General features: G+C 66.6%; 10 protein-coding genes. 2 read left to right on the top strand and 8 right to left on the bottom strand.

Annotated features, from left to right (window positions below):
- Positions 1 to 39: 39 nt before the first annotated feature.
- From ispH to murJ, 6 genes are all read right to left on the bottom strand, one after another.
- On the bottom strand, positions 40 to 984 hold the full coding sequence (gene ispH / locus ACW9UL_RS04480) for a 4-hydroxy-3-methylbut-2-enyl diphosphate reductase (RefSeq protein WP_457789146.1): 945 nt from the start codon (positions 982 to 984) through the stop codon (positions 40 to 42).
- A 138-nt stretch (positions 985 to 1,122) separates the two neighbouring features.
- Positions 1,123 to 1,560 carry an FKBP-type peptidyl-prolyl cis-trans isomerase gene (locus ACW9UL_RS04475; RefSeq protein WP_457789144.1) on the bottom strand — a complete coding sequence of 146 codons (438 nt, stop codon included), beginning with the start codon at positions 1,558 to 1,560 and terminating at the stop codon, positions 1,123 to 1,125.
- Positions 1,553 to 2,062 carry a signal peptidase II gene (gene lspA, locus ACW9UL_RS04470; protein WP_457789142.1) on the bottom strand — a complete coding sequence of 170 codons (510 nt, stop codon included), beginning with the start codon at positions 2,060 to 2,062 and terminating at the stop codon, positions 1,553 to 1,555. The genes ACW9UL_RS04475 and lspA overlap by 8 nt, the downstream gene beginning before the upstream one ends.
- Positions 2,055 to 4,886 (bottom strand): isoleucine--tRNA ligase, encoded by a 2,832-nt coding sequence (ileS, locus tag ACW9UL_RS04465; RefSeq protein WP_457789141.1) that lies wholly within the window; start codon positions 4,884 to 4,886, stop codon positions 2,055 to 2,057. Before ileS ends, lspA begins: the two co-directional genes overlap by 8 nt.
- Positions 4,883 to 5,833, bottom strand: a complete 951-nt coding sequence (ribF, locus tag ACW9UL_RS04460; protein ID WP_021441751.1) for a bifunctional riboflavin kinase/FAD synthetase — start codon at positions 5,831 to 5,833, stop codon at positions 4,883 to 4,885. Before ribF ends, ileS begins: the two co-directional genes overlap by 4 nt.
- Before the next feature lie 61 nt (positions 5,834 to 5,894).
- The gene (gene murJ, locus ACW9UL_RS04455; protein WP_122108255.1) at positions 5,895 to 7,430 is read right to left on the bottom strand and encodes a murein biosynthesis integral membrane protein MurJ; all 1,536 of its coding nucleotides are present in this window, start codon (positions 7,428 to 7,430) and stop codon (positions 5,895 to 5,897) included.
- Between the two features lie 192 nt (positions 7,431 to 7,622).
- On the opposite strand from murJ, the gene rpsT reads away from it, so the two are divergent.
- Positions 7,623 to 7,901 (top strand): 30S ribosomal protein S20, encoded by a 279-nt coding sequence (rpsT, locus tag ACW9UL_RS04450; RefSeq protein ID WP_021441753.1) that lies wholly within the window; start codon positions 7,623 to 7,625, stop codon positions 7,899 to 7,901.
- Between the two features lie 110 nt (positions 7,902 to 8,011).
- Here the strand turns inward: rpsT and ACW9UL_RS04445 are convergent, their stop codons facing one another.
- Positions 8,012 to 8,302: a PA4642 family protein gene (locus ACW9UL_RS04445; RefSeq protein ID WP_021441754.1), complete on the bottom strand. Its 291-nt coding sequence runs from the start codon at positions 8,300 to 8,302 to the stop codon at positions 8,012 to 8,014.
- 172 nt (positions 8,303 to 8,474) lie between these two features.
- On the opposite strand from ACW9UL_RS04445, the gene dauA reads away from it, so the two are divergent.
- Entirely contained in the window at positions 8,475 to 10,202 is a 1,728-nt protein-coding gene (gene dauA, locus ACW9UL_RS04440) for a C4-dicarboxylic acid transporter DauA (protein ID WP_457789138.1), read from the top strand.
- Positions 10,203 to 10,231: 29 nt separating this feature from the next.
- On the opposite strand, the gene ACW9UL_RS04435 is transcribed toward dauA, so the two are convergent.
- Entirely contained in the window at positions 10,232 to 10,789 is a 558-nt protein-coding gene (locus ACW9UL_RS04435) for a hypoxanthine-guanine phosphoribosyltransferase (protein ID WP_457789136.1), read from the bottom strand.
- Positions 10,790 to 10,867: the final 78 nt, after the last annotated feature.

Here is a 10,867-nt window from a genome sequence, read left to right as displayed (position 1 = left end):
AAGCCGGCTTAACGCCGGCTTTTTTATTTGCGCGAAAACTCACGCCTGCCTAACCCGCAACTCCTTCGGCATGGAAAACGTCACGTTCTCCGGCCGCCCGTCCAGTTCGGTCTCCCCTTGCGCACCCCAGGCGCGCAGCTGTTCGACCACCCCGCGCACCAGCACTTCCGGCGCCGAGGCGCCGGCGGTGATGCCGATGCCGCTTACCCCGTCGAACCATTCGGCCTTGAGATCCTCGGCGCCGTCGATCAGGTAGGCCGGGGTGCCCATGCGCTCGGCCAACTCGCGCAGGCGGTTGGAGTTGGAACTGTTGGGGCTGCCCACCACCAGCAGCACGTCGCACTCGGCGGCGAGCTGCTTGACCGCGTCCTGGCGGTTCTGCGTGGCGTAGCAGATATCGTCCTTGCGCGGCCCGCCGATGGCGGGGAACTTGGCGCGTAGGGCGTCGATCACCTTGCTGGTGTCGTCCATCGACAGCGTGGTCTGGGTGACGAAGGCCAGCGCCTCGGGATTGCGCACCTGCAGCTCGGCGACGTCGGTCTCGTCTTCCACCAGGTAGATGGCGCCGCCGTTGCTGGCGTCGTACTGGCCCATGGTGCCTTCCACTTCCGGATGGCCCTCGTGGCCGATGAGGATGCACTCGCGGCCCTCGCGGCTGTAGCGCACCACCTCCATATGCACCTTGGTCACCAGCGGGCAGGTGGCGTCGAACACCTTCAGTCCTCGGCGCTCGGCCTCGGCGCGTACCGCCTGGGACACGCCGTGGGCGCTGAAGATGACGATGACGTCGTCCGGTACCTGGTCCAGCTCTTCGACGAAGATGGCACCGCGGGCGCGCAGATCCTCGACCACGAACTTGTTGTGCACCACTTCGTGACGCACGTAGATCGGCGGGCCGAAGACTTCCAGGGCGCGGTTGACGATCTCGATGGCGCGGTCGACGCCGGCGCAGAAGCCGCGGGGATTGGCGAGTTTGATATGCATGCTGGTTGTCTCGGTATTGATCGAGGATCGACGCGCCGCTATCGGTCGATCCCGGAAGATACAGCCTGCGCGGGATAAGCGCAGGCTGCAACAAGAGCTTCGCGGCTAAAGCCGCTCCCACGGAAGCGACGATTCGGGCTAAATCGCCTTGACCGAGAGGATCTCCACCTCGAAGTCGAGCACCTTGCCGGCCAGCGGGTGGTTGAAGTCGATGGTCACCTGCTTGTCGTCGAAGGCCTTGACCACCCCGGGCAGCTCGGCATTGGCGGCGTCGTTGAAGATCACCAGCAGCCCTTCGGACAGTTCCATGCCCTCGAACTGGCTGCGCGGCATGACCTGCACGTTCTGCGGGTTGGGCTGGCCGAAGCCCTGCTCCGGCTGCACCTGCACGCTGCGTTTGTCGCCGGCCTTGAAGCCGTACAGCGCCTGCTCGAAGCCGGGCAGCAGGTTGCCGTCGCCGACCTTGAAGGTCGCCGGCTGCTTGTCGAAGGTGCTGTCGACCACGTCGCCGTTCTCCAGCTTGAGGGCGAAATGCAGGGTGACTTCCCTGTCCGGGCCGATGCGTACGTCAGTCATTGGCAGGTTCTCCGGACTTGTTGCTTTTGAACATATCCAGCGCCAGGAGGATGGCGCCGATGGTGATGAAGGTGTCGGCGATGTTGAACGCAGGGAAACGGTACTGATCCTGCCAGTGCACCAGGATGAAGTCGACCACGTGGCCGAGCACCACGCGGTCGTAGAGGTTACCCAGGGCTCCGCCCAGAACCATGGCCAGCGCCACGGCCAGCAGGGTTTCGTGGCGTTTGAGGCGCTTGAGCCAAACCACCAGCACGATGCTGACCACGATGGCGATAGCGGCGAAGAACCAGCGCTGCCAGCCGGCGGCATCGGCCAGGAAGCTGAAGGCCGCGCCGGTGTTGTAGGCCAGGGTCCAATCGAAGTAGCCGGGGATGACTTCGATACGCTGGTACATGCTCAGGCTGGCCTCGAAGAAATCCTTGCTCAGACGGTCGGCAACCAGAATTAGCAGGCTCAGCAGCAGCCAGGGCAGATGCCCGAAACGCGAGACCTCAGGCATGCTTGCGCACCTCGCCTGCACCTTCGATATTGCTCACGCAGCGGCCGCACAGTTCCGGATGGGCGGCATGGCTGCCGACGTCGGCGCGGAAGTGCCAGCAGCGACCGCACTTGGCGTGGGCGGACTTGAGGATCTTCAGCTTCAGCCCCTCCACCTCGGTGACCACCGCATCGGCCGGCGCCTCGGCCAGTGGCGCAGTCTGCGCCGCCGAGGTGATCAGGGCGAAACGCAGCTCGTCGCCGAGCTTGGCCAGATCGGCCTGCTTGGCCTCGTCGCAGAACAGGGTGACCTCGGCCTGCAGGCTGCCGCCGATGGCCTTGGCCGTGCGCAGGTTCTCCAGTTCCTTGTTGACCGCGGCCTTGACCGCCATGATCCGATCCCAGTAGGCACGATCCAGCTCGAAACCCTCCGGCAGGCGGCTGAGCCCCTCGTACCAGGTATTGAGCATCACCGACTCGTTGCGCTCGCCCGGCAGGAACTGCCAGATTTCCTCGGCGGTGAACGCTAGGATCGGCGCGACCCAGCGCACCAGCGCCTCGCTGATGTGGTACAGCGCGCTCTGGCAGGAGCGACGCGCGACGCTGTCGGCAGCGGTGGTGTACTGACGGTCCTTGATGATGTCCAGGTAGAAGCCGCCCAGCTCCTGCACGCAGAAGTTGTGCACCTTGGAGTAGACGTTCCAGAAGCGGTAGTCGGCGTACGCCTCGATGATCTCTTCCTGCAGGCGCAGGGCCGCGTCGACGGCCCAGCGGTCGAGGTCGAGCATCTGCTCGGGCTGCAGCAGATCCTTGGCCGGATCGAAGCCGTTGAGGTTGGCCAACATGAAGCGCGCGGTGTTGCGGATACGGCGGTAGGCGTCGGCGCTGCGCTGCAGGATCACCTTGGACACCGCCATCTCGCCGGAATAGTCGGTGGAGGCGACCCACAGGCGCATGATGTCGGCACCCAGGCTGTCGTTGACCTCCTGCGGCGCGACCACATTGCCGAGCGACTTGGACATCTTGCGGCCGTTCTCGTCGACCACGAAGCCGTGGGTCAGCAGCGCCTTGTAGGGCGCGTGGCCGTCGATGGCGCTGCCGGTCAGCAGCGACGAGTGGAACCAGCCGCGGTGCTGATCCGAACCTTCCAGATACAGATCGGCGCGCGGGCCAGAGATGTGACCGAGGTCGTGCGAACCGCGCAGCACGTGCCAGTGGGTGGTACCGGAATCGAACCACACGTCCAGGGTGTCGTTGATCTTGTCGTAGTCGGCGGCCTCGGCGCCGAGCAATTCGGCGGCGTCGAGCTTGAACCAGGCTTCGATGCCCTCTTGCTCGACACGCTTGGCCACGATCTCCATCAACTCGACGGTGCGCGGATGCAGCTCGCCGGTGACCTTGTGCAGGAAGAACGGGATCGGCACGCCCCAGTTGCGCTGGCGCGAGATGCACCAGTCGGGACGGCCGGCGATCATGCTGTGCAGACGCGCCTGGCCCCAGGCCGGGACGAACTGGGTCTGCTCGATGGCCGCCAGCGCGCGCTCGCGCAGGGTCGCGCCATCATTGGGTTGAGTGTCCATGCCGACGAACCACTGCGCGGTGGCGCGGTAGATCAGCGGGGTCTTGTGCCGCCAGCAGTGCATGTAGCTGTGCTGGATCGGCTGGTGCTTGAGCAGCGCGCCGACTTCGTCGAGCTTGGCCACGATGTTGGCATTGGCCTTCCAGATAAACTGGCCGCCGAAGAACGGCAGATCCGCGGTGTAGACGCCGTTGCTCTGCACCGGGCTGAGAATGTCGTCGTTGCTCATGCCGTAGGCTTTGCAGGTGCGGAAGTCGTCCTCGCCGTAGGCCGGCGACGAGTGGACGATGCCGGTACCGGCGTCGAGGGCGACGTAGTCGGCCAGGTAGATCGGCGAGAAGCGCTCGTAGAAGGGGTGGCGGAAACGGATCAGCTCCAGCGCCGCGCCCGGCGCGGTGGCGATCACCTGGCCTTGCAGGCCGTAGCGCTGCAGGCAGGACTCGACCAGCTCCTCAGCCAGCAGCAGGATGCGCGCGCCGGTGTCGACCAGCGCGTAGCTGAATTCCGGATGGACGTTGAGCGCCTGGTTGGCCGGAATGGTCCAGGGCGTGGTGGTCCAGATGACGATGGCGGCCGGTTTGCTCAGCTCGGCCAGGCCGAAGGCGGCGGCCAGCTTGCCGGCGTCTTCCACCGGGAAGGCGACGTCGATGGCGTCGGATTTCTTGTCCTGGTACTCCACCTCGGCCTCGGCCAGCGCCGAGCCGCAGTCGAAGCACCAGTTGACCGGCTTCAGGCCCTTGAACACGAAGCCCTGCTTGACCATCTCGGCCAGGGCGCGGATCTCGCCGGCCTCGTTGGCGAAATCCATGGTCTTGTAGGGGTTGTCCCAGTCGCCCAGCACGCCGAGGCGGATGAAGTCGGCCTTCTGCCCTTCGATCTGCTCGCCGGCGTAGCTGCGGCAGCGCTCACGGGTCAGGTCGGCCGGCTGGTTCTTGCCGAAGGTGGTCTCGACCTTGTGCTCGATCGGCAGGCCATGGCAGTCCCAGCCCGGCACGTAGGGCGCGTCGAAACCGGCCAGGGTCTTGGAGCGGGTGATGATGTCCTTGAGGATCTTGTTCACCGCATGACCGATATGGATGCTGCCGTTGGCATAGGGCGGACCGTCGTGCAGGACGAACTTGGGCCGACCCTCGCCGATCTGCCGCAGCTTGCTATACAGGCCAATCTCGTTCCAACGCTGCAGGGTCTGCGGCTCGCGTTGCGGCAGGCCGGCCTTCATCGGGAACGGGGTATCGGGCAGGTTCAGCGTGGCTTTGTAATCGGTCATGTCGGACTCTTCATCAGCGGGTGGCTCTGCCAATAATCACGGGCAGCGGCAATATCGGCGGCAATCGCCGTCTTCAGGGCCTCCAGCGAGGCGAAACGCTGCTCGTCACGCAGCTTGTGGTGGAAGGCCACCGAGAGGCGCCGGCCATACAGGTCGCCGGCGAAATCCAGAAGGTGCACTTCCAGATGGGCGCTGCCGTCGCCGGCAACGCTGGGGCGCACGCCGATATTGGCCACGCCCGGTTGAATTTGGCCGTCCACCACGCAACTCACCAGGTACACCCCGGACAGCGGCACCTTGCGCCGCTTGAGCTGGATATTGGCGGTGGGGGCGGCCAGCTGGCGGCCGAGCTTCTGCCCGTGCAGCACACGCCCGGCGATGCGGAACGGCCGGCCCAGCAGCGCCTCGGCCAGCTCGAAATCGCCATCGGCCAGGGCCTGGCGTACGCGGGTGCTGCTGACCCGGCCACCGCGCACCTCCACCGTGGTCGAGGCATCGACGCTGAAACCGTGGCGCCGCCCGGCGGCCTGGAGAAATTCGAAATCGCCGGCGCGGTCGCAGCCGAAGCGGAAATCGTCGCCGATTTCCAGGTCCTTCACGCCGAGGCCGTCGACCAGCACGCGCTGGACGAACTCGGCCGCCGACAGCTCGCGCAGGCGGCGGTTGAAGGCCAGGCACAGCACCATGTCGACGCCTTCGGCGGCCAGCAGGGCGAGCTTGTCGCGCAGCCGGGTCAGCCGCGCCGGAGCGGTGTCGGGACCGAAGAATTCGCGCGGCTGCGGCTCGAAGATCACCACGCAGCTGGGCACGGCCAATTCCGCGGCACGCTCGCGCAGGCGCGCCAGGATGGCCTGGTGCCCACGATGAACGCCGTCGAAATTACCGATGGTGACCACGCAGCCCCGCGTCTGGGGCTGCAGGTTATGAAGACCTCGAACCAGCTGCATAGCACGCTTCTTGTTCACAAAGTGGCCGATTATACGCACAGCCCGCGGCCCAATACAGGCGTCAGACCGTCCGCCGGGCAAAGTCGCGCAGGCGGAAACCGAGCAGCAGCAGCATGCCGAAGTAGACCAGCAGCCCGGCGACCACCAGCGCGCCGAGACGCAGCAGGCGCAGCGGCATGTCGCCCTCGGCCCAGGCCGGCATGATCTGCAGCAGGCCCAGCAGCACCGCCACCATCGCCGTCACCGCCAGCACCAGCTTGAGCAGGAATAGGCCCCAGCCCGGCAGCGGCCGGAAGATATCGGCGCGGCGCAGCTGCCAGTACAGCAACCCGGCGTTCAGGCAGGCCGCCAGGCTGATCGCCAGGGCCAGGCCGGCGTGCGCCAGCGGGCCGACCAGCACCAGGTTCATCAACTGGGTGAAGACCAGGGTCACCACGGCGATCTTCACCGGCGTCTTGATGTTCTGCTGGGCGTAGAAGCCGGGCGCCAGGATCTTCACCAGGATGATGCCGAGCAGGCCGATGGAATAGGCGATCAGCGCCTGCTGGGTCATCAGCGCGTCGCTGGCGGTGAACTTGCCGTACTGGAACAGCGACACGGTCAGCGGCTCGGCCAGCACCGCCAGGGCCAGGGCGCTGGGCAGCACCAGCAGGAAACACAGGCGCAGGCCCCAGTCGAGCAGGCGGCGGTACTCCTCGCGGTCGCGGCTGGCGTAGGTCTTCGACAGCGCCGGCAGCAGGATGGTGCCCAGGGCCACGCCGAGCACGCCCGAGGGCAGCTCCATCAGGCGGTCGGCGTAGTACATCCAGGACACCGAGCCGGCGACCAGGAAGGAGGCGAAGATGGTGTTGATGATCAGCGAGATCTGGCTCACCGACACGCCGAAGATCGCCGGCCCCATCTGCTTGAGCACGCGCCATACGCCGAGGTCGCCAAAACTCAGGCGCGGCAGCACCAGCATGCCGATCTTCTTCAGATGCGGCAGTTGCCAGAGCAGCTGCAGCAGGCCGCCGACCAGCACCGCCCAGCCCAGGGCCATGATCGGCGGGTCGAAATAGGGCGTCAGGAAGACGGAAAAGCCGATCATGCTGACGTTCAGCAGGGTCGGCACGAAGGCCGGCACCGAGAAGCGGTTCCAGGTGTTGAGGATGGCGCCGGCCAGCGACGACAGCGAGATCAGCAGGATATAGGGGAAGGTCACCCGCAGCAGGTCGACGGTCAGCTCGAAGCGCTCGGCCTCATCGGCGAACCCCGGCGCGGTGGCCCAGACGATCCAGGGTGCGGCCAGCACGCCGATGGCGGTGACCAGCGCCAGCACCAGGGTCAGCAAGCCCGAGACGTAGGCGACGAAGGTGCGCGTGGCCTCCTCGCCCTGCTGCATCTTGTACTCGGCCAGGATCGGCACGAAGGCCTGGGAGAACGCCCCCTCGGCGAAGATGCGGCGCAGCAGGTTGGGCAGCTTGAAGGCCACCACGAAGGCGTCCGACGCCACCCCGGCGCCGAAGGTGCGAGCGATGATGGTGTCGCGCACGAAACCAAGCACGCGCGAGACCATGGTCAGGGAACTGACCGCGGCCAGGGATTTGAGCAGATTCATGGAGTGACTCGATTTCCCGCAAACGGGCGCGCCGCAGGACAATCCGCCGGCGCGCGAAGGCGTCGAGTGTAGCGAGCCGCCATTGGTCAGGCCAGCACGGGAAAGCGCCAGCGGGCTTGACAGATGCCCAGGGGGTCGGCATGATTCGCGGCCTTATTTGTCGTAACCCCCCAGTTTTCGAGGAGCTTGACGGTGGCCAACTCACCTTCTGCCAAAAAACGCGCCAAACAGGCTGAGAAGCGCCGTAGCCATAACGCCAGCCTGCGCTCCATGGTCCGTACCTACATCAAGAACGTGGTCAAGGCTATCGACGCCAAAGACCTCGAGCTTGCCAAGTCGTCCTACACCCTGGCCGTTCCGGTCATCGACCGCATGGCCGACAAGGGCATCATCCACAAGAACAAAGCCGCTCGTCACAAGAGCCGCCTGAACGCGCACATCAAGGCGCTGGGCGAAGCTGCTGCCGCCTAATCGCGACAGGTTCTTGAAAAACCGGCCCTCGTGGCCGGTTTTTTATTGCCTGGAAGAAAAGGCAAACCACAGGGCGGACAAGCCTTCGGCATGTCCGCCCGACTGCAGGATCAGCCGGCGCGCGCGGCCTTGATCACCTCGATATAGGGTTCGGCGTTGCGCTGATCCTGGATCAGGGCGACGAAGTCGTGGCCCTGCGCGTCGGTAGCCGTTAGGTCGTAGCCGGCGGCGACGAAGAAGCCGACGAAACGCTCGAAGTCGTCGATACGCAGACCGCGATAGGCCTTGATCAGCTTGTGCAGCGAGGGTGGCGTGGCGTCGGCCGGCTCCACCGCCAGGAACAGCTTGATCGAGTCGTCGCTGATTTCTTCGCCAATCACCTGCTTCTTGTCTTTACGCATCGCCCGCTCCCGCCAGCATTACAGAGGGCCGGCAGTTTACCGCCGCGCCGCGCGCGGCTCAACGCGCAGCCGAGCAAGCTAGCACGCGAACATTCGACGCAACAGCCGACCTAGGTCATGCCGCCGCACGGCGCGCCGCTCCTATAATGCGCCGAGCCATCCCGGAGCCACCATGCCACGCCACTCCCTGCCGCTGTTCGCCGCCTGGCGCCAGACCCTGCGCGCCGGCTACTCCTGGAAGGCCCTGCGCGGCGACCTGAGCGCCGGGCTGACGGTTGGCATCATCGCCATCCCCTTGGCCATGGCGCTGGCCATCGCGGTCGGCGTGGCGCCGCAGCATGGCCTGTACACCGTGCTGGTCGCGGCGCCACTGATCGCCCTGTGCGGCGGCTCACGCTTCAATATCTCCGGGCCCACCGCGGCCTTCGTGGTGATCCTGCTGCCGATCACCCAGCAATATGGTCTGGGCGGGTTGCTGCTGTGCACCCTGCTGGCCGGCATCATCCTGATCACCCTGGGCCTGCTGCGCGCCGGCCGCCTGATCGAGTTCGTGCCCTATCCGGTGACCCTGGGCTTCACCGCCGGCATCGGCATCGTCATCGCCATCCTGCAGCTCAAGGACCTGCTCGGCCTGGAACTGGCCGAAACCCCGCAGCACCTGCTGCAGCAGCTCGCCCTGCTGGCCAGCGCGCTGCCCAGCCTGCAGCCGGGCGACAGCCTGGTCGGCGCCGTCTGCCTGGCCACCCTGCTGCTGTGGCCGCGCCTGGCGCCGAAGATTCCCGCGCACCTGGTCGCCCTGGCCGTCGGCGCCCTGCTGGCGCTCGCCCTGGAGCGCCTCGGCCTGCCGGTGGCGACCCTGGGCGAGCGCTTCAGCTATATGGTCGACGGCGTCGAGCACCCCGGCATTCCGCCCTTGCTACCCAGCCCGGGCCTGCCCTGGCACCTGCCCGGCGCGGACGGCCAGCCGCTGGTGCTGTCCTTCGAGCTGATCCGCCAGCTGCTGGCCCCGGCCTTCGCCATCGCCATGCTCGGCGCCATCGAATCCTTGCTCTGCGCCGTGGTCGCCGACGGCATGAGCGGCAGCAAGCACGACCCCAATGCCGAGCTGATCGGCCAGGGCCTGGGCAACCTGGCCGCGCCCTTCTTCGGCGGAATCACCGCCACCGCGGCCATCGCCCGCACCGCCGCCAACGTGCGCGCCGGCGCCTTCTCGCCGCTGGCGGCGCTGATTCACGCCGGCGTGGTGCTGGCTGCCATCCTGCTGCTGGCGCCGCTGTTCAGCTACCTGCCGATGGCGGCGCTGGCGGCCCTGCTGCTGGTGGTGGCGTGGAACATGAGTGAACCGCAGCATGTGGCCCACACCCTGCGCATCGCCCCGCGCGGCGACGTGCTGGTGCTGCTCACCTGCCTGCTGCTGACGGTGCTGTTCGACATGGTGCTGGCGGTCGGCGTCGGCCTGCTGCTGGCCGCCGGGCTGTTCATCAAGCGCATGAGCGAGCTGACCGACACCGCCGCGCTGAGCCGGCAGCAGCGCCAGGCCCTGCAGGACCTGCCCGAGCACGTGCTGGCCTACGCCATTCGCGGGCCGCTGTTCTTCGGCGCGGCGGAGAAGGCACTGAGCGTGCTGCGCCGCCTCACCCCCGGGGTGCGCGTGGTGATAGTCGATATCAGCGCGGTGCCACTGCTGGACATGACCGCCATCGCCGCGCTGGACAACGTGCTGCGCGACTACCGCCAGCAGGGCGTGGCGCTGATCCTCAGCGGCCCGACCGCGCAGGTGCGCCTGCAACTGCGCCGCGCCGGGGTGCACCGGCGCGCCGGCGAACTGGCTTATGTGCGCGATCTGGCGCAGGCGCGGCAGAAGGCGCTGCGCTGGCTGGGAGAAGGCCTGGAGCCGTAGCCCGGATGAAATCCGGGCGCAGCACGCGCTTACAGCCCCTTGACCGCGTAGATGCCGGCGGCGTTGCGCCAGTAGCCCTTGTAGTCCATGCCGTAGCCGAAGATATAGCGGTCGACGCAGTGCAGGCCGACGTAGTTGGCCTTGAGATCCGGGCGCGCCTTGCGCTGGTGTTCCTTGTCGATCAGTACCGCGGTGTGCACCGCACGGGCGCCGGCGTGGCGGCAGAAGTCGATGATCGCGCCCAGGGTATGCCCTTCGTCGAGGATGTCGTCGATGATCAGCACGTCGCGGTCGATAAAGGAGACTTCCGGCTTGGCCTTCCAGAACAGCTCGCCGCCGCTGGTCTCGTTGCGGTAGCGGGTGGCGTGCAGGTAGGACGCCTCCAGCGGGAAGGCCAGCTTGGGCAGCAGCTTGCCGGAGAAGATCAGGCCGCCGTTCATCACGCAGAACACCACCGGGTTGCGTTCGGCCAGTTCGGCGTTGATTTGGGCGGCGACGCGGTCGATGGCCGCTTCCACCTCGGCTTCGGTGAACAGGCAGTCGGCTTCCGCCATGACTTGGCGGATGTGCGCGAGATCGGCGGACATGGGGCGTTCTCTCTTGGTCGGGCTGATGAAATGAGCGGCGATCGGCGGCAAAAGCTGAGCGATCAGTCAAATAAAAGC

The sequence above is a fragment of the Pseudomonas sp. PL-6 genome (genome assembly GCF_054110165.1).
The sequence above is the reverse complement of the archived record's forward strand: the minus strand, read 5'-3'. Positions and strand labels throughout refer to the sequence as shown.

What these genes read in the sequence shown, in the direction of transcription:
- dauA (WP_457789138.1), top strand. Translation starts at nt 8,475, where the DNA reads ATGCCACGCCACTCCCTGCCGCTGTTCGCCGCCTGGCGCCAGACCCTG.
- ACW9UL_RS04435 (WP_457789136.1), bottom strand. Translation starts at nt 10,789, where the DNA reads ATGTCCGCCGATCTCGCGCACATCCGCCAAGTCATGGCGGAAGCCGAC.
- lspA (WP_457789142.1), bottom strand. Translation starts at nt 2,062, where the DNA reads ATGCCTGAGGTCTCGCGTTTCGGGCATCTGCCCTGGCTGCTGCTGAGC.
- murJ (WP_122108255.1), bottom strand. Translation starts at nt 7,430, where the DNA reads ATGAATCTGCTCAAATCCCTGGCCGCGGTCAGTTCCCTGACCATGGTC.
- ACW9UL_RS04475 (WP_457789144.1), bottom strand. Translation starts at nt 1,560, where the DNA reads ATGACTGACGTACGCATCGGCCCGGACAGGGAAGTCACCCTGCATTTC.
- ribF (WP_021441751.1), bottom strand. Translation starts at nt 5,833, where the DNA reads ATGCAGCTGGTTCGAGGTCTTCATAACCTGCAGCCCCAGACGCGGGGC.
- ispH (WP_457789146.1), bottom strand. Translation starts at nt 984, where the DNA reads ATGCATATCAAACTCGCCAATCCCCGCGGCTTCTGCGCCGGCGTCGAC.
- ACW9UL_RS04445 (WP_021441754.1), bottom strand. Translation starts at nt 8,302, where the DNA reads ATGCGTAAAGACAAGAAGCAGGTGATTGGCGAAGAAATCAGCGACGAC.
- ileS (WP_457789141.1), bottom strand. Translation starts at nt 4,886, where the DNA reads ATGACCGATTACAAAGCCACGCTGAACCTGCCCGATACCCCGTTCCCG.